Source organism: Phocicoccus pinnipedialis (assembly GCF_903994035.1).
GTDB lineage: Bacteria > Bacillota > Bacilli > Staphylococcales > Salinicoccaceae > Phocicoccus > Phocicoccus pinnipedialis.
This window is the reverse complement of record NZ_CAJEWB010000005.1, coordinates 106,403-130,816: the sequence shown is the minus strand read 5'-3', so window position 1 is coordinate 130,816 and position 24,414 is coordinate 106,403. Positions and strand designations below refer to the sequence as shown.

At 38.1% G+C, this 24,414-nt stretch carries 20 protein-coding genes, 2 tRNA genes and 1 other annotated feature; of the genes, 2 read left to right on the top strand and 20 right to left on the bottom strand.

Annotated features, from left to right (window positions below; genetic code table 11):
• Positions 1-493: 493 nt before the first annotated feature.
• The gene (locus H9D55_RS02355) at positions 494-2,299 is read left to right on the top strand and encodes a M3 family oligoendopeptidase (protein WP_186076506.1); all 1,806 of its coding nucleotides are present in this window, start codon (positions 494-496) and stop codon (positions 2,297-2,299) included.
• Between the two features lie 339 nt (positions 2,300-2,638).
• On the top strand, positions 2,639-2,857 hold the full coding sequence (locus H9D55_RS02350; RefSeq protein ID WP_186076505.1) for a TIGR04104 family putative zinc finger protein: 219 nt from the start codon (positions 2,639-2,641) through the stop codon (positions 2,855-2,857).
• A 200-nt stretch (positions 2,858-3,057) separates the two neighbouring features.
• Here the strand turns inward: H9D55_RS02350 and rlmH are convergent, their stop codons facing one another.
• The 20 genes from rlmH to hutI all read right to left on the bottom strand — a co-directional run bounded on the left by rlmH (position 3,058) and on the right by hutI (position 24,412).
• On the bottom strand, positions 3,058-3,537 hold the full coding sequence (rlmH, locus tag H9D55_RS02345; protein WP_186076504.1) for a 23S rRNA (pseudouridine(1915)-N(3))-methyltransferase RlmH: 480 nt from the start codon (positions 3,535-3,537) through the stop codon (positions 3,058-3,060).
• Positions 3,538-3,650: 113 nt separating this feature from the next.
• Complete coding sequence (locus H9D55_RS02340; RefSeq protein ID WP_377275032.1) at positions 3,651-4,439, bottom strand: MBL fold metallo-hydrolase; 789 nt, start codon at positions 4,437-4,439, stop codon at positions 3,651-3,653.
• An 8-nt stretch (positions 4,440-4,447) separates the two neighbouring features.
• The gene (gene yycI, locus H9D55_RS02335) at positions 4,448-5,203 is read right to left on the bottom strand and encodes a two-component system regulatory protein YycI (RefSeq protein WP_186076502.1); all 756 of its coding nucleotides are present in this window, start codon (positions 5,201-5,203) and stop codon (positions 4,448-4,450) included.
• The gene (locus tag H9D55_RS02330) at positions 5,200-6,513 is read right to left on the bottom strand and encodes a YycH family regulatory protein (RefSeq protein ID WP_186076501.1); all 1,314 of its coding nucleotides are present in this window, start codon (positions 6,511-6,513) and stop codon (positions 5,200-5,202) included. The genes yycI and H9D55_RS02330 overlap by 4 nt, the downstream gene beginning before the upstream one ends.
• Positions 6,506-8,350 carry a cell wall metabolism sensor histidine kinase WalK gene (gene walK, locus H9D55_RS02325; RefSeq protein WP_186076499.1) on the bottom strand — a complete coding sequence of 615 codons (1,845 nt, stop codon included), beginning with the start codon at positions 8,348-8,350 and terminating at the stop codon, positions 6,506-6,508. The genes H9D55_RS02330 and walK overlap by 8 nt, the downstream gene beginning before the upstream one ends.
• Positions 8,351-9,049 (bottom strand): response regulator YycF, encoded by a 699-nt coding sequence (gene yycF / locus H9D55_RS02320; RefSeq protein ID WP_186076497.1) that lies wholly within the window; start codon positions 9,047-9,049, stop codon positions 8,351-8,353. It abuts the gene before it with no gap.
• A 175-nt stretch (positions 9,050-9,224) separates the two neighbouring features.
• Positions 9,225-10,142, bottom strand: coding sequence for an ABC transporter ATP-binding protein (locus tag H9D55_RS02315; RefSeq protein ID WP_186076496.1), 918 nt, complete (start codon positions 10,140-10,142; stop codon positions 9,225-9,227).
• Complete coding sequence (locus H9D55_RS02310; RefSeq protein WP_186076494.1) at positions 10,135-11,193, bottom strand: ABC transporter ATP-binding protein; 1,059 nt, start codon at positions 11,191-11,193, stop codon at positions 10,135-10,137. The genes H9D55_RS02315 and H9D55_RS02310 overlap by 8 nt, the downstream gene beginning before the upstream one ends.
• 4 nt (positions 11,194-11,197) lie before the next feature.
• Positions 11,198-12,127: an ABC transporter permease gene (locus H9D55_RS02305; RefSeq protein WP_186076492.1), complete on the bottom strand. Its 930-nt coding sequence runs from the start codon at positions 12,125-12,127 to the stop codon at positions 11,198-11,200.
• The gene (locus H9D55_RS02300; protein WP_186076491.1) at positions 12,120-13,055 is read right to left on the bottom strand and encodes an ABC transporter permease; all 936 of its coding nucleotides are present in this window, start codon (positions 13,053-13,055) and stop codon (positions 12,120-12,122) included. The genes H9D55_RS02305 and H9D55_RS02300 overlap by 8 nt, the downstream gene beginning before the upstream one ends.
• A gap of 57 nt (positions 13,056-13,112) precedes the next feature.
• On the bottom strand, positions 13,113-14,738 hold the full coding sequence (locus H9D55_RS02295) for a peptide ABC transporter substrate-binding protein (RefSeq protein WP_186076489.1): 1,626 nt from the start codon (positions 14,736-14,738) through the stop codon (positions 13,113-13,115).
• 342 nt (positions 14,739-15,080) lie between these two features.
• Positions 15,081-15,153, bottom strand: a tRNA-Asp gene (locus tag H9D55_RS02290).
• 31 nt (positions 15,154-15,184) lie between these two features.
• Positions 15,185-15,256: transfer RNA gene (locus H9D55_RS02285), tRNA-Glu, on the bottom strand.
• Between the two features lie 115 nt (positions 15,257-15,371).
• A complete protein-coding gene (locus tag H9D55_RS02280; RefSeq protein WP_186076487.1) occupies positions 15,372-16,658 on the bottom strand; it encodes an adenylosuccinate synthase in 1,287 nt (428 codons plus the stop codon).
• A 108-nt stretch (positions 16,659-16,766) separates the two neighbouring features.
• Complete coding sequence (gene dnaB, locus H9D55_RS02275; RefSeq protein WP_186076485.1) at positions 16,767-18,170, bottom strand: replicative DNA helicase; 1,404 nt, start codon at positions 18,168-18,170, stop codon at positions 16,767-16,769.
• A gap of 12 nt (positions 18,171-18,182) precedes the next feature.
• Positions 18,183-18,629, bottom strand: a complete 447-nt coding sequence (gene rplI / locus H9D55_RS02270) for a 50S ribosomal protein L9 (protein WP_186076483.1) — start codon at positions 18,627-18,629, stop codon at positions 18,183-18,185.
• Positions 18,626-20,602, bottom strand: coding sequence for a DHH family phosphoesterase (locus H9D55_RS02265; protein ID WP_186076481.1), 1,977 nt, complete (start codon positions 20,600-20,602; stop codon positions 18,626-18,628). The genes rplI and H9D55_RS02265 overlap by 4 nt, the downstream gene beginning before the upstream one ends.
• 5 nt (positions 20,603-20,607) lie before the next feature.
• Positions 20,608-21,531 (bottom strand): DUF2232 domain-containing protein, encoded by a 924-nt coding sequence (locus H9D55_RS02260; RefSeq protein ID WP_186076479.1) that lies wholly within the window; start codon positions 21,529-21,531, stop codon positions 20,608-20,610.
• 62 nt (positions 21,532-21,593) lie between these two features.
• Positions 21,594-22,871, bottom strand: coding sequence for a serine--tRNA ligase (serS, locus tag H9D55_RS02255; protein WP_186076477.1), 1,278 nt, complete (start codon positions 22,869-22,871; stop codon positions 21,594-21,596).
• A 59-nt stretch (positions 22,872-22,930) separates the two neighbouring features.
• Positions 22,931-23,120, bottom strand: a binding site (T-box leader).
• A 59-nt stretch (positions 23,121-23,179) separates the two neighbouring features.
• On the bottom strand, positions 23,180-24,412 hold the full coding sequence (gene hutI, locus H9D55_RS02250) for an imidazolonepropionase (RefSeq protein WP_186076475.1): 1,233 nt from the start codon (positions 24,410-24,412) through the stop codon (positions 23,180-23,182).
• Between the last annotated feature and the right edge of the window lie 2 nt (positions 24,413-24,414).

Sequence of the window (24,414 nt, the reverse complement as noted above, 5' to 3'; positions counted from 1 at the left end):
ATAATTTCTTCTGATTTTCTGATATAGGAGAATTTTAAATAATGTTCTCCGATGATACACATCTCGTGATCCCCCAAACTAGTTGTTTAAAAAATTATATAAACTGAATTAATATAACGTAAATTTGCCTATATTATATTTGACTAGAAACTTAAAACATTTCGAATTTATCGTGTTAATATGGCATTCTCCATGCCAATTAAATTACGATTCATTTTTGACTCTTCATAGACATCTATCGCAGAACTTTTAGTTTTCCTCTTTTAAGCACTTCAACAAGAATCCCCTCATCTACAATCCTAACTCTTGATGTGTTGATTAAAACCGCATTCTCTCATTAGTTTAAATTCTAAAAATATCACTCTTGTTTTATCGTTCAGCATAGGTGCATGCTCAGACTATTGATGTATATTAGAGTGATTAATGTTTCTCTTCATTCATTTCCTGTATGATAAAAATAAATACTATTTTAGTTTAGAGAGGAAGGAAATTGATGAACTACAAAGAAAAATGGGATATGGAGAGTGTGTTTCCTGGTGGAAGTGCATCTGAAGCTTTCCAAATACGATTATCAGAAGTAAGAGATAATATCGCAGATTTTTCTCACGAACTCGATAGTTGGGAGCTGGACGAACATTCAAATGATTTTGCGTCACTGCAAGGGATCTTACAACACTATGAAAAAATTTCAAACGCGCTTGGTGAGATGGGGACTTTTGCGAATGGTTTAGTATCTGCAGATGTTACTGATCAAAAAGCAATGCAGAATTTAAATGCGGTTGCGAACTTGCGTAAAGACCTTTCGTCACAGAATATTATTTTAAATAAAAAGATCAGCGCACTGACTGAAGATCAATTTAACAAGTTGTTAGAGGAAGATTTCTTTAAACCGATGCGTTACCCGTTAGAAGAAATACGACAACAAGAAAAAGATTTACTATCCACTCAAGAAGAAACAATCATCAATCATTTATCACTAGACGGCTTACAAGGCTGGAATAATATGTACAATCAACTCGTCGCCTCTATTCAAATTCCAGTAACTGAAGATAATAAAACCGTTTATTATTCAGCTGGGCAATTTGAAAACAAGATGAAGTCAGAAGAAAATCCAAAACAACGTGAAAATCTTTTAAAAACTTGGGAAGAAGCATGGGAGAACAAAGCTGATTTATTCTCTACAACGCTCAATCATTTATCAGGATTCCGTTTAAATGACTATAAACTTCACGACTATAAAGATTATATGAAGGTACCACTAGACTATAACCGTATGGAAGAAGAAACTCTCGATACGATGTGGGATACTATTACAAAAAATAAAACACCTTTCAAAAAGTACTTTGAACGAAAGGCGCAACTCATTGGTGTTGATCAATTAGGATGGCTCGATGTTACAGCAAGTGTTGACGTGGGGGATTATACGAATAAGCGGTATACCTACAATGAAGCAGCAACGTTTATTATCAATCACTTTAAATCATTCAGTCCAAAAATGGCAGAGATGGCACGTCGAGCTTTTAAAGAGCAGTGGATTGAAGCGGAAGATCGTCCAGGAAAACGCCCAGGCGGATACTGTTCAAACCTTCCTGAGTCTAAACAATCACGTATTTTTATGACGTTTGCCGGTAGCACAGGTAATGTGTCCACACTCGCACATGAGCTCGGACACGCATTCCATAGTTATGTCCTGCGTGATTTACCACTATTTAACCAACGTTACGCAATGAACGTTGCCGAAACAGCTTCTACATTTGCAGAACTGATCGTTTCAAACGCAACGATTGAAAATGCAACGTCCAATGCAGAAAAAATCAACTTACTCGATGAAAAAATTGCTAGAAGTGCAACTTTTATGATGAATATCCATGCACGCTATATCTTTGAACGCAATTTCTATGATGAACGCCAAAAAGGAACTGTAGACAGTAACAGACTGCAAGAATTGATGGAAGAAGCACAAAAAGAAGCCTATCAAAATGCACTGCGTTCATACCATCCAATGTTCTGGGCATCAAAGTTACATTTTCATATTACAGGTGTACCTTTCTATAACTTCCCGTATACATTTGGGTACTTTTTCAGTTTAGGTATATACAACCGTTTCTTAGAAGACGAAACGTTACTTGAAGATGACTATATTGCACTTCTTCGCGATACTGCGAGTATGACTACAGAAGACCTTGCTGAAAAACACTTAAATGTTGACCTAAGAAGACCAGAATTCTGGCAACAAACACTGGATTCCGTGCATAAAGATATTGAAGAATTTTTAGAACTAACAGAATCATATGTTTAATCTATATAAGATAACTTCAGAAGATAGCAATTTATAATACCGTTGATCAAGCAGAACTTATGGCAAATAGTCTATTAATATTGTCTGTTCTCATAAATAGCGTACTGTGGTTAAAGCTTATAGTACGCTATTCTTTATATCTCAACTTGAAGACCATTATTATATGCCATATTTTTATCAGACCAATCTAATTTCTTTAGTATCATTTCGGAGTGATTTGATGCGTCTACACTTAATTATGTATAATTAGAATATTATTTATTATAAAAATGATGGTTCTTGATATTCAGCGAATGAGCTGTTTTACTACATATTAATAAAGAGAGAAGTGGGTATTATATGCCACGTTGTACAAACTGTAATTACAAATGGAGACTGAACGATATTCTGAAAATTAGTTTTGCAAAAAAGGGGAAAAAGTGTCCGAATTGCAAGCAAAAGCAATACCTTTCTGGTGAAACACAGCGATTATTTACATTAGGATGGGTTAGCCTTATGTTCATTCCATTTCTTTTATTTCGAATTAAATTAAGCGATAAAGAAGAGTCATTATTGTAATGACACAAGCATGTACAATTATTAAATAAACAGAATAGGAAATAAGATACAAAAGATATGAGTTCAATCTCTTGTATCTTTTTTATTGAGTGGTTTTTCCCATTAAATTTTTATGCTGATAGCCATAAATTAACATTTCTTGCTGAGTGTAACTATCGACTACTAATAGAAAAGGTATCAATAACTTTCAGTAACTCGCACTACTTGTGATACGCTTCATTATTCAATATCTTATTCACTCTAAACAGTTGTTCTAACAGGATCACCTTCATCATCTGATGTGGATAAGTCATCTTGCTAAAACTTATCTCGTGGTTGGAGCGCTTCTTCACGTCTTCTCCAATTCCGTTACTACCGCCAATTACAAACACGATATTGCTCTTTCCTGTGTTTTTCCATTTTTGATATTCTTCTGATAAGTCTTCTGATGTATACATCTTACCGTCTATCTCTAGTGTCACTACATATTGATTATCTTTAATCTTAGATAAGATCCTATTGGCTTCTTTTTCTTTTATTATCTCCAAATCACGGGCGCTAGCGTTATTCGGTTCTTTTTCATCCGCCACTTCTATCAAAGTAACGCTGGCATATTTTTGTAGTCGCTTCTCATACTCTTTAACCGCTTCACGCCAGTATTTCTCCTTAAGTTTGCCTACCGTTATTATTGTCAGTTTCATATTCTAATTCCTTCTCTTTTCTAAATTATACACAAAAAAGACCAAGTTATTCACACTTGGTCAATAGTTATCCACATTATATCAACGTTATCCACACAAATATGTGGATAACTTTATAACGTGTAGATTTCCGTAGGTGTTTCTTTATCTGTATCACATAGCGTTATGTGATTCTTGGTATCAATATCATACCTATGAAGAACTTGTTCTACACTCATGCGGGCAAGTTCTTTAATATTGTTGTCTTGACTCAAGTGAGACAAGTAAATACGCTTCGTACGATCTGTAATGACATCACGCATTGCATGGGCCGCATCTTCATTAGAGACGTGTCCGACGTCACTTAAAATTCGTTGCTTGGTTGACCATGGGTATCTTCCCATTCTTAACATATCCACATCATGGTTCGATTCAAAGACAAATACGTCACTATCTTTGATAATCCCCTTCATCTCATCGGATACGTAGCCCGTATCCGTGATTACAGAGAGTCTTTTGTTATTCTGTGACATTGTATAGAACTGCGGATTAATGGCGTCGTGTGATACGTTAAATGACTGTATATCCATTCCTATAATCTCTTTGGTTTGTAATGGACTAAATTCAAATCGTTGCTCGGATGGGACGGGTATATTTTTCTGGTCAATCGCGATCCAAGTCTCTTTATTCGCAAATATTGGTATGTTATATCGCTTCGCAATTACCTTAAGACCTTTGATATGGTCAATATGCTCATGCGTAATTAAAATCGCATCTATATCCTTAAGACTTCTATTGATTGCGTCTAAAGCAAGTTCAATTCTCTTACATGTTAATCCCACATCGATTAAGAGACTTCCTCGATCTGATTCTACATATATGCAGTTTCCACTCGAGCCACTAGCAAGTACACTCATTTCCATGTGGTATTTCACTCTTTCTCAATAATTTTTTCAGTCTGACTAATTGCATCAATATAGATTGTGCGTGTCAAGTTTTCTTCTTCTATGACAAGTTGCCACTTTGGTCTCATCACGACTTGTCGTGATTCTTCTTCAACGACAATAATATAGTATCCAAGCTTGGCATCTAATATTTTTGCGTCTGTTGTAATGGCCTTCTCTTTATACAGTTCTTCTACAATTTGTAATGGGTCACGCACTTTCTGTGGTGTAGAGAAGTTGCTTTCTTTTACATTTACGAGATAAGCTTGTTCCATCAATTTATTACCTTCTTGTTTTAAGAAACGTACACGTGCATTGTGATGGTTAAACACAGGCTTCCCGTTAATAAGCTGATTGAAGTTGAACGTGTTTTCTTTACTCGTCACGTTATCATACTCGTACTCATTACCACGATACACTGAGTCTTGCATGTATTGCTTTAAATATCCTGTTTCAAAAGAGACATCTTGAATATTCTTGACAACTTCTATTGTGCTATTGGTAATTTCACCATCAGCCTCGTCACTTTTAAAACGATACATCTCAGCGTTCATAATATTCATTGTATCCCCTTTAAATTCAGGAATCTGAGACACATCGATATTCGTTGAACGTAGACTTCTCGCTGAAGTGAGTGTCGATTCTGGTTCTTCATTTTGCTGGTTTAAGAGAATAATTAAAAACATGATATTTACAAGGAGGAATACGCCAATATAAATAGATTTCGTAAGATTCCATATCAATTCATATCTCCTCCCTCAAACTTACGCCATTCTCCATCATACAGCACATACCACGCAGGTGTGTACTCTATTGTATTTAATTCTGTCTGATCTTTAGTAAAATGCATATCATACGCAACAATCAATTTTGAAACCTTGGTCAAATCGAGTTGTGGGTTTGATGCAATTTCATAGCGTACGAGTTCAATATCGGCAAGTCGAATACTCTCATCTGTAGGGAGTACCGCATTCGTTTGAATCATCGGTCGATCGTACTCAACAACCGTGCTTTTACCTGCAGCGATTCTAATTTCTGTCGCAATCTCATCGCTGAATACAATATAGTCATCGAGCGTTTGTCGATACGTCACTTCTTCACGATCTATATCATAACTAAATAATAAATATCTAGAAGATAAACCCATATGTCCATTTAAAAAGGTGAATGACTTCTCAATTGTACGGTGAGGGGAACGCTCATTATCTCGCGTCTCTTTTAAATTCGTATAGGAATACCCATATGTTTTTGAAGAGTATGTCGCGAGTCCCGACTCACTCTCATAAATGGTGAAATTATCCTCTTTACGTGTCGTCACTTTTTCATCTAAAAACAATGATTCATTTAGCGCATTTACGCTAATTGTTGATGGAATAAATTGCTGCACCTTCTTACGCCCAGGAGCGGAAGGACCATAAATTGCTGTAATTCGACTCGACGTGCGGTCGTTTGTAATAATCGCAGAGTAATCCTCGAAGGTTTTCATGTTTTTATCTAACACACTACGCAGGTCACTTGTCTTTACATTCGTTTCATATGCGACGTAATTGGTACGCTCACCATTTAACAAGTTAAAAACAACGTAATCTCTATTTAAATCGATTAACACACGGTCAAAGTTATATTCAGTCATCTCGGGACCTATTTCAAACCCTAATATATTAAATAACGACCGTGCTGGTAAATCAGATAGATAATCCACAATCATGAAATTCTCTGCATTTGTGTCTGAAGGTGTGAGCTTCAGATTATTGATTTTTTTAACTCTTCCCGAAAGGTTAATTTTAGAACCTTCTAAGAACTGACGCATACCTACAAGTGTACCTTGGTCCATTGTGCCAAATGTCTCGTCATCTTTTACGCGAATGATTTGAAATGTACGCATGGTATTAGAAAATTCTACCGGTTCACCTTGCGCTGTGGATGGGACAGTCGTGAGGGTCGTGTTCACTTTACGGAATTCAGGCTGGTAACTCCACGTTTTATATGTCAACACACAGCTCGTAATCACGAGTATCAATAACGTAATTGTTTTAAGATGTTCTTTATACATCCCAATCATCCTCATTTATCACTTCACTAGGTAAGTTAATAAATATTGTCGTACCTTCACCCTCAATACTATTTGCCCAAATTTTTCCATCATGTGCCTCTACAATTTCTTTTGAAATTGCTAAGCCGAGTCCTGTACCGCCCATCTTTCTTGTACGTGCTTTATCGATTCTATAGAATCGTTCAAAAATTCGGTCCACTTTTGAATTCGGAATACCGAGACCATAGTCTTTGATGCGTAACGTCAAACGATTATAGTACGAGTTTTGTTGTAGATAAAATTCCACACGCTTAGGTTCACGTTGCTGATATTTGATGGCGTTAGATATGACATTATCTAATACTTGTCCCATCTTATCTACTGCAATTTCAGTAAATATCGCTGTGTCCGGAAAATTCTTAACAAGCTGAACTTCTTCTTTATGCGTCATTTCAAATCGTTCGATAATACGATCTAAGAACATATTAAAGTTCACGATTTCTTTGTTAATCTCTTCAACTTCACCATCCAGACGAGAAAGCTGCAGAAGGTCTTCAACTAATCTTGACATTCTCTCTGTTTCTTCGTGTGTGACTTTTAAAAACTTTGGCGCGATCTCGTCATCTTGCCACGCACCATCTTGTAACGCTTCAATATAGCTCTTCATAGAAGTAAGTGGGGTGCGGAGTTCATGCGAAACGTTCGCAACAAATTCACGACGTTCTGCATCAATTCTTTCTTGTTCTGTAACGTCATGCAGTACAGCGATATATCCGTTGATAAAACCGGTATCTTTAACGATTGTACTGAAGTTTACACGAATCATTGTATCGTCATCTTTATTGTTGATGACAAGTAGGTGACTGATCTCGTTACCTTCAACGATATCTTCTGTTGTGATGTCGTTTTGAAGGTTCAGTATTTCAAGCATATCTTTACCTTGAAGTTCTTCGGCCTTTAAGTTCAATAAACCAAGCGCCATGTCATTGATGAGACGAATACGTCCACGTCTATCAGATGCGATAATACCATCTGACATGTGTGTGATTACAGAATCTAAACGGTTTTTCTCACTCTCTGTGTTCGCTTGCGCTTCTTGAACGCGCTTTGAAAGTATATTGAAAGATTCAGCAAGTTGACCAATTTCGTCATCACTATAAATTTGTACACGTGATGTGTAGTTACCTTCCGACATAAGAAGCGCTTGGTTTCTCATGTTAATAATTGGTTTTGTAATTGTACGCGCGACAAATATACCCAAGATACTCGTAATGAATAAAGAGAGTATGGTTGCGATAATAAACGTATTATTAATTTTTTCAAGCTGCTGATAGACACTTTCAATATTTGATGCAACATAAATCGCACCAATGACTCGATCCTCCACAATCACTGGAGAGTTTACAATCCACATGCGTTTTGAGTCATCTTCAACACTTACAAAGATTTCATCGTTAGATAATCCTGTATCGAGTGATTCCTTCGTCTTTGGTCCTTTTATTATGGAATTCACAGACGATTCATTCGATAATTTACTCGTTGCAATGAGCACGCTATCTGGATTCACAAATCGAATCTCATCAATATCGGAACGATTTCCATAATCATAAAACAGTTTCTGCACTTCGTTTTGAAAACCTGTACGATCATCCACATATTCCTCATTGAGCTCTTCAATTCGAGTTTCTATTAGGTCAATTTGTGTCTCGATATTCGTCTTGAAGTTCCCGGTTAAATCACGCTCAAGTACGTTAGTGAAGTACACACCAATGATCTGCATTCCAACAATAATGAGCAATACATAAATCACTACAAGTTTAATTTGTAGTGATTGTATACTTCTAAATAGATTTTTCATCTATTCATCACCTTTAATAAAATATCCAACTCCACGACGTGTCATGATATATTCTGGGTGACTTGAATCTGTTTCAATCTTTTCACGTAAGCGTCTTACTGTAACATCTACAGTACGGACATCTCCAAAATAGTCGTAACCCCAAACAGTCTCAAGTAAGTGTTCACGTGTCATGACTTGAGTAGGGTGTTTCGCTAAGTATATTAACAGCTCAAATTCACGTTGCGTCAGGTCAACTTCTTCTCCATCCTTTTTGACAGAGTAGGCGTCTAAGTTAATTTCTATTTCACGAAGAGTAATCGTGTTTTCATCTTCTACTTTCGTATCTTCAACAGGCGCTTTACGACGTAAGTTTGCTTTCACGCGCGCAATAAGTTCACGTGTTGAAAATGGCTTTGTCACATAGTCATCGGCTCCGAGCTCAAGGCCAAGTACCTTATCAATCTCATCATCTTTCGCCGTCAACATAATGATTGGCATATCATAAACTTTTCGTACTTCTCGACAAATCTCCATACCATCTTTACCTGGCAGCATGATATCCAAGAGAACGAGATCTGGAACTTCTTTTAAAATAAGCTCGAGTGCTTCGTCACCATCATTTGCTGTCAGTACATCATATCCTTCTTTTTCAAGGTTAAATTGTAAAATATCTGCAATTGGCTTTTCATCATCTACAACTACAATCTTTTTTGCCATTCTTTCCCCTCATTTCATGAGAAATCTATTATTTAATGATTATATATCAATGTATCATTTTCATACCACTTTGCCTAATTCAGAAGAATCCCATACTCTTCTATTGTAATATGTATATCAATTTATTGAAACGAAAAAAACCTATAACTGATGCATATCAGTTATAGGTTATAAATTATACTTGCCATGCTTTAAATTCTTCTTCAGTACAGTACACGTAATGATCGTTACCAAAACTTCTGAATTCGAGTAAGTGATCGTCAATTTCAGTATATTCTTGATGATCGTACTTGATACGTTTTCTTTCGCGCTCAGATATTGGATCTGGTTGCGGCACTGCTGATAAAAGCGACTTCGTGTAAGGGTGAATCGGGTTGTTATATAATTCATCCGCTTCACCTATTTCAAGCAAGCGTCCCTTATACATCACTGCGATTCTGTCAGAGATATATTTAACCATTGAAAGATCATGCGCTATAAAGAGATACGCGAGTCCACGTTCTTTCTGTATGTCTTTCATCATGTTAACGACCTGTGCTTGAATCGATACGTCGAGTGCTGATATAGGCTCATCTGCGATAATTAGTTTAGGATCAAATGATAATGCACGTGCGATACCGATTCTCTGACGTTGACCACCAGAGAATTCATGTGGATAACGCGTTGCGTGTTCTCTATTGAGTCCAACTGACTCCAATAGCTCATAAACTTTTTCTTTACGTTCTTTTTTATTCTTATAAAGACCGTGAATGTCATATCCTTCTTCTAAAATCTCACGTACCGTCATTCTCGGGTTGAGTGATGCGTATGGGTCTTGGAAAATCATCTGCATATCTTGGTAAAAATGTTTTCGTTCTTTCTTTGATAATTTGCTGATATCTTTACCATCAAATATCACTTCCCCAGATGTACTTTCATACAATTTAATAATCGTACGTCCAGTTGTTGATTTACCACACCCAGATTCTCCAACAAGACCAAGTGTTTCACCAGGCATGATACTGAATGACACACCATCAACAGCTTTAACTTTATTTTTACGTGACCCAAAGTGTTTAGATAAGTTCTTAACCTCTAGTAATGGCTTAGACAATTGAGTCACCTTCTTTCTTTTTACGATACTGGTTGTAACGCTCTTTGATTACTGATGGAACCTCTGTTTTCGGTGCATCTGGATGTAATCGCCACGTTTTCGCATAGTGCGTATCGCTCACTTTAAACATCGGTGGGTTCTTCTCATAGTCAATTTTCATAGCATGAGGATTACGTGCTGCAAATGCATCACCAGCCGGTGGGTGCGTTAAGTCTGGTGGTGAACCAGGTATTGTTCTTAATTTCTGTGATTTGTCAGCAGTTAAATCTGGCATAGAGCCGAGAAGTCCCCAAGTATATGGATGTTGAGGATTATAGAAGATATCTTCTACTGTACCAACCTCTACAATCTCACCAGCATACATGACAGCGACTCTGTCCGCAACGTTCGCTACTACCCCAAGGTCATGAGTAATAAAGATGATTGCTGTCTCCATCTCTTTTTGAATTTCTTTCATAACCTCTAAGATTTGAGCCTGAATCGTAACGTCTAAGGCAGTCGTTGGTTCATCCGCAATGAGTAACTTCGGATTCGCAGCAAGTGCAATCGCAATAACCACACGTTGTCTCATCCCACCTGAAAACTCGTGTGGATATTGTTTTAATCGTTTTTCTGGCATTGGAATTCCAACAATTTCCATGAGTTCCAATGCGCGCTTGTCCGCTTCACTTCGTGAAATTTTTTGGTGCTTTATCATCACTTCTGTAATTTGCTTTCCAATTTTCATTGTTGGGTTCAGACTCGTCATCGGGTCCTGGAAAATCATACTGATTTCATTACCACGTATTTTTTCCATTTGTCTGTCCGATAATTGTAATAAATCTTGTCCGCCAAATAAGATTTCTCCACCTTCATAAATTGCAGGTGGCACAGGAAGTAATTGCATAATCGCTTGTGACGTTACACTTTTACCTGACCCTGATTCTCCAACTATCGCAAGTGTTTCTCCACTAAATACTTCAAAAGATACATCCCTTACAGCTTGGACTTTACCTGCGTATGTTGAGAAATTCACCCTTAAATTATTCACTTCTAAAATGGATTTCTTCATACTATCACTTCCTTAACTTTGGATCGAGCGCATCTCTCAGCCCGTCTCCTACTGTATTAAATGCAAAGATTGTTAAACAGATAAAGGCCGCAGGGAAAAATAGTCTCCAAGGCGCGTTTGCGAGTGCTGGATACCCATCGTTAGCCATTGTTCCCCAGCTTGCGAGTGGGGCAGGGACACCAAGCCCAAGATAACTTAAGAATGCCTCTGTAAAGATCGCACTTGGAATTGTCAGAGTCATTGTGACTAAGATTGCACCGAGTGCGTTTGGAATTAAGTGTTTCATGATTAAATGTCCACTAGACGCACCCAGTGTACGTGCAGCTAAAACATATTCTTGGTTCTTTAATTTCAAGATTTCAGAGCGTGTAATACGTGCCATGTTTACCCAACCTGTAATTGAGATTGCAATAATCATTGGTAATAACCCTGGTTGCATAACAACAAGCAAGATAATTACTACAAGTAGGTACGGTACAGCAGTTAATACGTCTGCAATACGCATCATAATTTCATCAACACGGCCACCACGCATACCAGCGATTGCACCCCATGCGACGCCGATAACAAGGTCAATGACTGCTGCGGCAAATCCAATGAAGATAGAAATTCGTGCGCCAACCCAAACTCGGACAAATATGTCACGACCAAGATCATCGGTACCAAAGAAATACTTCGATGATGGTGCTGCGTTATAATCTCCATTTTGCTGTCTATACGTAAACTCTGAGAACATTGGTACAAAAATAGCACCAAGTATTATGATTACGAGTAATACAAGTCCAATGAGTGCAAGTTTATTGTGCATAAACCTTCTGAGCACTTCTTCCCAGAATGAAATGGATTTTTTACTCAGTTGCTCGGCTTGATCTTCTCGTTCACCGACCACTTCAAAATCTTCCGGATTTAACTTAATGTGCTCTTTATCAGTCATTTGATTTGCCTCCTCTCAGCTGAATACGTGGATCAATAAAGCTGTATAAAATATCGACAATTAAAACAGCCAACAGCAGTATAATTGCATAGAAAACGGTCGTACCCATGATTACTGTATAGTCTCGGTTTGTAATACTCGTTACAAAGTGTTTACCCAGTCCAGGAATTGAGAAGATTTTCTCGATAACGAAACTTCCTGTAACAACTCCTGCTGTAAGTGGTGCAAGATATGTGACTACCGGTAAAAGTGCATTTCTAAGTGCATGCTTAAACACAATTACTGGCTTTGAAATACCTTTTGCTTTTGCCATCTTAACGTATTCACTGTTTGTTTCTTCTAACATGCTTGAGCGCGTCAATTTAGCAATAAACGCCATTGGTGTAGAAGCTAGTGCAACTGCTGGAAGGATACTATAAGCGAAGCCTTTCCATCCTGCAATTGGAAACAAGTCAAGTTGAAGAGCTAAATAATACTGTAAGATTGTGGCCATAACGAAGCTCGGGATGGATATCCCCAAGACGGCCACTATAGTCAAGAGATAATCTGGCCATTTATTATGGAATAGAGCAGCTATCGTTCCTATTAGTACACCAAAAGCAACAGCAATTAGCATCGCTTCTAATCCAAGTGTCATAGAAACAGGAAAACTTTCTGCAATCATATCGTTCGTTTCACGGTATTTATATTTCATCGAGGTACCAAAGTCACCTTTAGCACTGTTTATTAAATAGTCTTTATATTGGACGTACCATGGGTTATCTAATCCGTATTGTGCATTCAGACTTTCTTGAATTGCTGGTGGCAATGCACGTTCAGATGCGAACGGGTTACCTGGAGCTAAGCGCATCAGGAAGAATGTTGCTGTGATAATTAACCACATGGCAATAAGAATGTATACTAAGCGTTTCGCTATGTAACTAATCACAGTGAAACCCTCCTTAAAATAAATTAAAGGTGAGTGATTACACTCACCTTTTAGGTCTTACTTTTCAATGTCAACGTATTTTAACTGTACGTTACCCATTGGATCTGACTCCATATTCTTAACGCCATCTTGTTTAACAGATAGGTTAGTGTAGAAGTAAATCGGAGCAATTGGGAAATCCTTCATAAAGATTTCTTCAGCGTCTTTTAAATTCTGAGTACGAGCTGCTTCATCAGTTTCAGTTGCAGCTTGATTCAGAAGATCTGTGTATTCCTTGTTAGTCCAACCAGTTTGGTTATTACCGCCATCACGTTTGAAAATCTCCAAGAAGTTGATCGGGTCGTTAAAGTCTCCAACCCAACCATAACGTCCAGCTTGGTATTCTCCTGCATCTAATTGCTCAAGGTAAACTTGCCATTCTGAGTTATCTAGAGATACATCGATACCAAGGTTTTTTGCCCAACCTTGTTGAATGAACTGCATAATTGCAGCGTGAGCTTCACTTGTGTTGTAAGATAATTTAATTTTTAGATCAGAAGGTTTGTCTAAGCCAAGTTCTTCAAGTCCTTTATCTAAAGCAGCTTTAGCAGCATCGATATCGTTAGACTTAAAGTAATCAGCTGGTTCTTCAAATCCTGTCATTGTAAGTGGTACTAAACCAGAACCTGGTTTTTGTTCCCCTTTAGTTACGTTTTCAATTAAACCATCGCGGTCAATTGCTGTTGTTAATGCCTCACGGATATTTTTGTTACCTAAAATATCATCTTTAGTGTTGAATACGATCATGTAAGTACCCGCTTGGTCAGAAACGTTTAATGTACCGTCTTCTTTAAATCCATCTAATGCATTTAAGTCAATTGTGTTAAATGGCGCACCAAGGTAATCCAGGTTACCTGCTTGGTATTCTTTAAGTGCTGTCGCTTCACTTTCAATCATTGAGATATTTACTTTGTCTAAAGCGACATTGTCTTTATCCCAATAATTATCGTTTTTACTTAAAGTGATATGATCCGCACTTGCGAATTCGTCTAGATTGAATGGACCGTTACCAACGAAGTCATCTCCGCTTGGATCTTTATACCAATCTGGATTTTCTTCAGCAAGTTTAGAGTTCACTGGGAAATAAGTGTAGAATGCTGTTAACTCATCAAAGAATGGCGTTGGGTTCACAAGAGTAACCTCAAGCGTTTTTTCGTCAAGTGCTTTCACACCAACATCATCCGCAGAACCTTCACCATTGTTATATTCTTCAGCACCAACTATGTAATATAGTTGATATGCATAGTCTGCAGCATTTTCTGGATCTAAAGCCCATTTCCATGCATATACGAAGTCTTCTGCAATGACAGAATCTCCATTAGACCATTTTGCGTCTCGTAATGTATATGTGTATGTTTTACCGTCTTCGCTTACTTCAACTTTCTCTGCCATACCTTCAGTAGGTTCTCCTTTGGCATCTAAGCGTGTAAGACCTTCAAATGCTGATGCTAAAATCGCACCTGAAGTAGTATCCGTAGCAAGTGCTGGGTGGAACGCTGGTGGATCTGATGTAATAGAAACATTCAGTTCTTTCATTGCCTCACCATCTTCGGATTTGTCAGCGTCTCCGCCACCACCGAAGTTACAAGCAGCTAGTACGATACCCGAAACAAGTAAGAGTAATAATGTACCTAACTTTTTCATTGTTTTTCCTCCTTAATAAGGATATTTAATTTAAACCGTTTTCATATGGTTATAAATAAATTATATGCTTTACAAAGAATATATGTCAATACAGTTACATAGAAAATACATCGTTATTACTTAATTAAAATAAAATTACTTGATAATCATAGAAAGATGTAAGGAAGGTGAGTTTGCATTAATTAGATGATGAAGTACTTTTAACCATACATATGTTTTAAACAATTGTCGGCAGAATTATTGATCTGATTAACAAAATAAAGAATTTAGAATGGGCTTTTTCATGGCACTCAGAATAAGAAGATTAAAAAAACTCTAACGATATTTCGCTAGAGTTTGAAACGGTCCCGACGGGAATCGAACCCGCGATCTCCTGCGTGACAGGCAGGCATGTTAACCGCTACACCACGGGACCATTGTTATAAAAATTGTATAAATAAAAAAAGTGACCCCTACGGGATTCGAACCCGTGTTACCGCCGTGAAAGGGCGGTGTCTTAACCGCTTGACCAAGGGGCCTTACTATTGAACACAAGATTTATAGTACCATGTAATAAATAATAATGCAACACTTTTTAGTATTTATTAAAAACTTAATTGCACTTGAAAATACTTCAAGTGCAATTAAGTTACCTTACGCCCAAAGATCTGCTAATAAGTTTGTTTGATCTCTGTCTGGTCCGACTGAGAAGATTGAGATTTTTACGTCACATAGACGTTCTATTTCTTTCAAATAGTTTAGTGCATTTTCTGGTAGGTCTTCTAATTTACGTACTCCAGTAATGTCTTCATCCCAACCTGGTAATTCTTTGTAGATCGGTTTTGCTTTTGAAAGATCTTCTAAAGTTGCCGGGTATTCTGTAATTTCTTTTCCATCTATTTCGTATGCAGTACAGATTTTAACTGTCTTTAATCCAGATAATACGTCGATTGAATTTAATGAGAGGTCAGTTATTCCACTTACACGACGTGAGTGACGTACAACCACTGAGTCAAACCATCCGACACGTCGAGGACGTCCTGTCGTTGTACCATATTCGCGACCAACTTCACGGATGTGATTTCCATCTTCATCGAACAATTCTGTTGGGAATGGACCGTCTCCTACACGTGACGTGTATGCTTTACAAACTCCGATGATGTGCTTGATGTGTGTTGGACCAACGCCACAACCGACTGTAACGTTACCAGCAATTGGGTTAGATGAAGTTACGAATGGATATGTACCATGGTCGATATCTAACATAACACCTTGTGCGCCCTCAAATAATACGCGTTCATTGTTTTGGAATGCATCATCTAAAATTTTAGACGTATCTGTCACATATGGTCTTAAACGATCTGCAGCTTTCTTATATTCACTGTGAATTTCTTCAAACGTAAATCCTTCATGACCATACATGTTATTTAAGTAGTTGTTTTTGAGTTCTAAATTATCTTTTAAGCGTTTTGAAAAGACTTCGTCATCAACAAGGTCCGCCATACGGATACCGATACGCTGCACTTTGTCTACGTAACATGGTCCTATACCACGTTTTGTTGTACCAATCTTGTTGTCTCCACGTGCCTCTTCTTCTAGCTCATCTTGAGTGATGTGATAGGGAAGTACAACGTTTGCGCGGTTAGAAATTCTTAAGTTGCTTGTATTAATTCCACGTGACTCGAGTCCATCTAATTCTTTAATTAGTGATAGCGGGTCAATCACAACACCGTTTCCAATTAAAGCGATTTTATCACTCGCAAAAATTCCAGATGGAACTAAGTGTAATTTATATGTTTCTCCACCAAATTGAATCGTATGACCCGCGTTGTTTCCACCAGAAAATCGTGCAATAACGTTTGCCTCATCCGCTAGGAAATCTGTGATTTTCCCTTTACCTTCGTCTCCCCATTGTGTTCCCACAACAACTGTTCCAGACATAGCATTGCCTCCATTAAATCTTTTTTAAACCTTATCTAATCTACCACAAATTTACTGAATTATCAATAAAAAAAGCGTCGTCTATCATTGTAGATAGCGACGCCGTGCTTAATTTGGTGGGATATATCCATCACCATATTCTCTAAAGTCAATGTCCATAAATTTACTGTGTGCTTTGTTAAACATCAAGGACACAGTGCCAGTGGGTCCATTACGATGTTTGGCTAAAATGATTTCAATTTCATCTTGAACACTCTGTGTACCACCATCATTTTCATCTCCATCACCGCGATTATAGTAGTCATCTCGGTAGAGAAACGCAATGATGTCAGCGTCTTGCTCAATAGAACCAGATTCACGCAAGTCACTCATCATCGGGCGCTTATCTTGACGTTGTTCTACTCCCCTAGAGAGCTGCGACAGTGCAATGACTGGACTCTCTAACTCACGCGCCAGTGCTTTTAACATACGAGAAATCTCGGACACTTCTTGTTGTCTGTTCTCACTACGCTTTCCACCGGATCCTTGAATCAATTGTAGGTAGTCAATAATTACAAGATCAAGCCCATGTTGCGCCTGAAGCTTTAAGCACTTCGAACGTATATCGTTTACACGAATACCTGGTGAGTCATCGATAAAAATACGCGTACCTGCTAGGCGGTTCGTCACCATCGCGAGGTTATCCCATTCGTCATTCGATAAACTCCTGTTTCTAAGACTAGAAGAATCGATGTGACCAACTGATGCAATCATACGTGTTGCGAGCTGTTCTGCACCCATCTCAAGCGAAAATATCGCAACAGAATACTCGCCATCACGAGCCATACCAACGTTCTCTGCGATGTTTAAAGCGAACGCCGTTTTACCCATAGATGGTCGCGCTGCAACAATAATCAGGTCATTGCGCTGCAAACCACTCGTCATACGGTCGAGTTCACGATATCCTGTTGGAATCCCCGTAATACCCGAGTTGTCTTTCTTTGAATACTCATCGAGCTCTTCGAAGATATTAACAACGACGTCACGCATCGACTTAAATCCCTCACGTCCACGGTCTTCACCGATATTCATCATCGAAGTTTCCGCAACTGACAAAAGATCATCCACATCGACGTCTGTCGAATACCCACTCTCGACGAGTTCACTCGCTTTTTGAATGACTGTTCGCTTTAATGACATGGCGTATACAATTTCAGCATACTGCTCCCAATTATAACTTGAAGGGGTAATCTGCGTGAGCGTCTGTAAATATGTTACGCCACCTATATCATTTATCGCATTCATACGAATCAGCTCTTGACCAAGCAAGATTCCTGTAATCTCTTTATTGTTATCACTTAACGTAATCATCGCTTGGTAAATTAACTGGTGTTCTCGACGATAAAAATCATCGATATCCAAGACGTTTCTCACATCTAAAATGATGACAGGATCAAGTAGAACCGCACCAAGTAGGGCTTGTTCTGCCTCAATATTGTGAGGCATCTGTTTCCCTACATCAAAGTTTTCCATAATGAAACACCCTTACTGTTCCACAACATGAACTTTTAATTGTGCAGTGACTTCTGGATGTAATTTGATACTTACTTTATGATATCCAAGAGATCTAAATGGCTCTGGCATATCGAGTTTTCTACGGTCAAGTGTCACGTTCTTTTGTGCTTTATACGCTTCGATTACTTGTTTAGAACTCACTGAACCAAATAAGCGCCCGTCGTCTCCTGATTTCATTGCAATCTCAACTTCTGAACCATCGAGTTCTTTCTTCAACTCTTGCGCCTCTTTTAATTCAGACGCTGCTTCTTCTTTCGCTTTCTCTTTTTGGGCTTCGAGTTTCGCTAAGTTTTTAGCGTTTGCCTCTTCAGCAAATCCCTTTTTAAATAAGAAGTTATGCGCATAACCTGAAGCGACTTCTTTGACTTCACCTTGTTTACCAATATTTTTAACATCTTTTAATAGAATTACTTTCATTCATCTTCACTCCTAGAATCTCTTGCGTTTTCTATTTCTGTTACTAATTCATCATATAGTTCATCTATTGTAAGATCCGTACGTCTTGTCGCAGCGTTTGTTAAGTGCCCGCCACCACCAAGCGCTTCCATGATAATCTGTACATTCACTTCACCCAGCGAGCGGGCAGAAATACCAATGGATTCATCCTCACGTATTGCGACAACAAATGATGCACGTACACCTTCCATTTGGAGTAGTGTGTCAGCAGCTTGTGCTACAGTCACAGGGTGATACGTCATCGTAGGATCTGCTTTAACGATTGCAATACCATGCTTATCGATATTTGCAGATTTAATTAAATCACTACGTGCGATAAAGGTGTCGATATCATCTTTTAAGAATTTCTGGGCAAGTACTGGGTCCGCACCATTTGACCGTAGATAACTCGCAGCGTCAAACGTACGACTTCCTGTACGGAGCGTGTAGTTTCTCGTATCAACAATAATACCTGTTAACATCACTGTAGCTTCGATACGAGACATTTTATTTTGTTTGTACTGATATTCTAATAACTCCGCAACAAGTTCACATGCACTTGATGCATATGGTTCCATGTAAACAAGTAACGGGTTAGAAATCATTTCATCTGCACGTCTATGATGGTCAATCACGACTTTACGCGTTGCTTTGTTTAGAATGTCTTCGTCTAACACCATAGAAGGTCGGTGCGTATCTACAACTACAACCGTTGTATTCGGCGTCATAATGTCCCACGCATCATCGCTGCTGATGAAGAGGTTATATAGACTTTCGTGATCGCGTACTTCGTTCATGAGACGGGACAGTGTATCATCAAGATCCGATTCATTTAGGACAATCTTTGCATCGATATCATTTGAGCTTGCGATCTTCGCCACACCAATCGATGCACCAATTGAGTCAACATCAGGGCTTTTATGGCCCATGATAATGACGTTATCTCCTTCTTTCAGAATATCTCTTAGCGCATGTGCCATAACACGTGCTTTCACGCGTGTACGTTTCTCCATAGGATCAGTCTTACCACCGTAGAAGCGAGCTGCACCGTTCACCGCTTTGATTGCTACTTGGTCTCCACCACGTCCTAGGGATAAATCTAGGGCAGACTGTGCAAGTTGACCAACTTCAGTATAGTCGGCTGAACCTTCACCAATACCAATAGATAGGGTAATTTGCGCGCCAATCTCTTGTGTGTTATCACGCACAGTATCGAGTAATTCGAACTTAGTTTTTTCAAGTGATTTCAGACTTTCGGTATTCATCACAATCATAAATCTGTCGTTTGAGAAACGACGGATATAGATATGATGTTCCGTAGCCCATTCGTTGATTGCTGTAGTAATCATATTGTTCAGTTCACTTTTCAGCGCTTCTGTCATGTTTTGAGTTACATCATCATAGTTATCTAAGAATAGAATACCGATGACTGGACGTGCGTTCTCAATTTTATTCTCAAGCTCTTTTAATTTTGTGATATCTACAAAATGAAGTGCTTTAATATCTTCTTCATGATAGACACTGTAATATCTATCATTATAAACAGCTTCCGTCGATGTTAAATTATTTGTACGGAGTGTTGTAAGTAAATTTGGAAACGTCACATTGATGGGTTCTTTATAAAGTTCCTCAGGCACAACGCTTTCCATGTATTCGTTCATCCACATAATTTCATCATCATCGTTTAGAATGATTAACCCAAACGGCAAATCGTCAACAGTATATTGTTTACCCGTCGCAATATCTTTAGCAAGTAATTGCAGATTGTTTTCACTTAAAGAGAGCCATCGATTAGCGTAAATATAAACAAGTATTAGAATAATTGTACTTACGAAAAAGCTCAGTATCCCAAAACTAAAGTTATTTACTAAAATAAACGTACACAAAATGACGATATGAAGTAACATAATTGCAAACGGTATTAATATGAGCTTTTTATCTAGCACTTTAAACATCCAGGTCACTTCCTTCCATTATCGAGTTCCATTCTTAAACGAATTCTTAAAATCAATTCCATAAATCCAATAAAGATAGTGATTGGTCGTAATAGAATCGCTAATACGAAGAATAGCACAACCACTGCTGTATGCATGTTTTTCTTTTTAACAAAATAAAACGTAAATGCAACACCATGCACGAATAATGCCCACTCTAATAATAACATTACATTCGATAAGACGTTAAACACTGGACCTTCTGGTGCAATAAATAACGATATGAGTAAACCAATGAAGTATAAATGTGCGACAAATCGTGGCACGATCCAATACATGAAATGTCTCTTCTGCCATACTCTACCTATTGGGTTCAACACTCGAACCATTAAAACAGTGTAAAGTGACATAAAAAATCCAAAAATTAAAATTTGTGCTGGTAATGTTATGAAAAATTGATTGATATAAGCACTGATGAGTTTCATATCAACAATTTCTGTTGCACCAACTATTTTTTCAACTTCTTTCAACTGTCCTGAATACCAGTCGATGACTCTTCCAGCAATCACGTCAAATGACGGAATTTCGCCAACTGCTTGAAGCATTATAATAAAGGATAGCAACATGAGTCCTAGCATAAATCCTGTATAGACAATCGCATTCTCCTGTGTGTATCCACCTCGAATTGTGCGTTCTAAGAACATCGCGACAAAGAATGCAATCATGAGTAACATGAAACTAAAGACTGTGAAAAACACACTCGCTACTATAATTAAAATGAGTGTTGTAATCCAAAGATGCATCATCGATTCGGTTTTTATCTTCATTAAGAAATATATTAAAAAGGGAAACGCAATGAGTCCCAATATAATTGTATAATCAAATAGTAAAAAACATACAAATCCGACGAGTACTGCTAATAATACTTGGATGTCGGTATTTAATTTCAATTCAAGCACTCCTCAATTTATAAAAATATGCTCCTAAGAATTAGGAGCATTCAGTATTATTATTATACCTTTTCAATGAGTTCTTGACCACCCATATACGGTCTTAGTACTTCCGGAATCGTTACTGTTCCGTCTTCATTTTGGTAATTCTCTAAGAGTGCTGCCATCGTACGTCCAACTGCTAAACCACTACCGTTTAACGTGTGAACATACTCTACTTTTGAATCTTTATTTCTCTTGAAGCGGATGTTAGCGCGACGCGCCTGGAAATCTGTCATATTTGAGATTGAGCTGATTTCACGGTATCCATCATATGCTGGTAAGAACACTTCAACATCGTAAGTTTTAGAAGAGCCAAAACCAATGTCTCCAGTACATAGGATGACTGTACGATGTGGAATCTCAAGTAAGTTTAGAATGTTTTCTGCATGCTCTGTCATTTCTTCTAACGCTGCAAAAGAATCTTCCGGACGCTCAAAACGTACCATTTCTACTTTGTTGAATTGATGTAGACGGATCAATCCACGCGTATCACGTCCAGCTGATCCCGCTTCACTTCTGAAGCATGCCGTTTGTGCTGTGAATCGTGTTGGAACTTTTTCTGCTGGCATAATTTCGCCGGCATAGTAGTTTGTTAACGTTACTTCTGAAGTCGGAATCGTGTACATATCCATGTCTTGAATCTTGAATAAATCTTCTTCAAATTTTGGTAATTGACCTGTACCGTACATTGCAGAGCCACGTACGATTTGTGGTGTCATCATTTCACGATACCCATTTTTCGCGTGAATATCTAACATGAAGTTCATTAACGCACGCTCTAATCGTGCACCATCTCCTGTTAGATAAACATAACGTGTACCTGAAACTTTAGATGCACGTTCGAAATCTGCAAGTTTTAAGTCTTCTAAGATTTCCCAGTGGGGTTTTGGCACAAAAGTAAATTCTTTTTTCTTGCCTTTACGACGAATCTCAACGTTTTCTGAGTCATCTGCACCAACAGGTACTTCTTCGTGAATTAGATTAGGAATGCGTGCCATTTTATCATTAAAGTCTGCGTTTAATTCTTTTAGCTTTGTATCTATATTTGCGATTTCTTTACCGACATCTTGCATTTCTTTAATTTCAGCATCTGCATCTTCTTTATTACGTTTTTTCTGTGCAATACGCTCAGATACTTTGTTTCTGTTCGCTTTTAACTCTTCAGATTTTTGAATCAGAGTGCGTCGTTCTTCATCTAATGTGAGAATCTCATCGATTACAACTGGATTCATGCCCCGTTTTTCTGTACGCTCTTTTACAAAATCAGGATTCGTTCTAATTTGTTTAATGTCTAACATTTGGTTTACCTCCAATTATTTTACTACTTGTTCGATGAGAACAAAAAAACCACGCCCCTAAAAGGGACGTGGTTGTACGTGTTGCCACCCTAATTACATCACTATTGTGATGTTTCTCATTTTCATAACGGAAAGACCGTCTACTCGTGTTTATCAAGATAGAAATTCACAATCTCTACTGACTATTTCCAGCACCATAGTCTCTCTTTGAAGTAGGGGAATTGTTACTGCATCTTACAAGTAGTATATATTTGATTACACTTAATATACTACAAGTTGTTAAAAATTTAAAGTTAAGCGTGGCAAACTTAATTTAAAAGTCCGGGTCTTTCATATACGACTTTACCATTCGCAATAACTTTTTCTGCATGGTTTACACCGTAGTGATATAAAACATACTCATGATTCGGAGCGTCCCATAATACAATATTTGCATCGTCTCCAACTTCCATGGTTCCACGATCACTGTCGATAGCTTTCGCGGCATTTACTGTTACAGCGTTCCAAATTTCATTAGGCGTCATTTTGAGCTTTAATGCAGCAATCGTCATAATGAGCTGTAAGTTATCTGTCACGTTTGACCCTGGGTTATAATCTGTCGCAAGAGCAACAGCTCCACCATGCCCGATCATGCCACGTGCATCCGCATATTCGTTCTTACCAAGATAAAATGTTGTTCCTGGTAAGAGTACTGCTACCGTGTCGCTGTCTTTAAGTGCTTGTTTATCTTCTTCAGCAGATGCAACAAGATGATCTGCACTGATTGCATCTTGTTCAATCGCGAGACCCAAACCACCGAGTGGGTCAATTTCATCCGCATGTATTTTTACTCTAAATCCACGCTTACGTGCTTCTTCCATGTATCTGCGTGATTCATTTACAGAAAATACACCTGTTTCAGTAAATATGTCTGCAAAATCTGCTAAATCTTTTACGTCATCAAGAAGTTCAATCATTTCATCTAAGAACTCTTCCGATTCACGTCCTTTTGGAATTGCGTGTGGTCCTAAGAATGTATGCTTCATTTGAACTGGGTAGTTTTCTTCAAGCTTATGTGCCACTTTTAATTGCTTGATTTCCGTATCCTTATCTAGACCATAACCACTTTTTGCCTCGATTGTGAGGACACCGTGTTGAATCATACGTATGATATTTTTCTCCGCTTTTTTATAGAGTTCATCGAATGTCGCTTCCTGCGTACTTTTCACGGAGCTTAAGATACCACCACCTTGCTCTAAGATTTTTAAGTAGTCGACACCTTGAACTTTCAGTGCCATTTCGTGTTCACGTGAACCACCGTGCACTGTGTGCGTGTGGGCTTCAACCAGAGCAGGGGAGACTACTTTGCCTTCAGCATCGATTGTTTCTGTTGCTTCGTATTTGTCTGTTTCTTTTCCACGATACACAATCTTACTGTCTTTGATGACAACCATTCCATCTGCTACAATCTCAAGCGCGTCCATCTCACTTCCTTTTAACGGACGATCCATTTTTTTAGGTAGTAATAGTTGGCCGATATTTTTTATGATTAAATCATTCATGA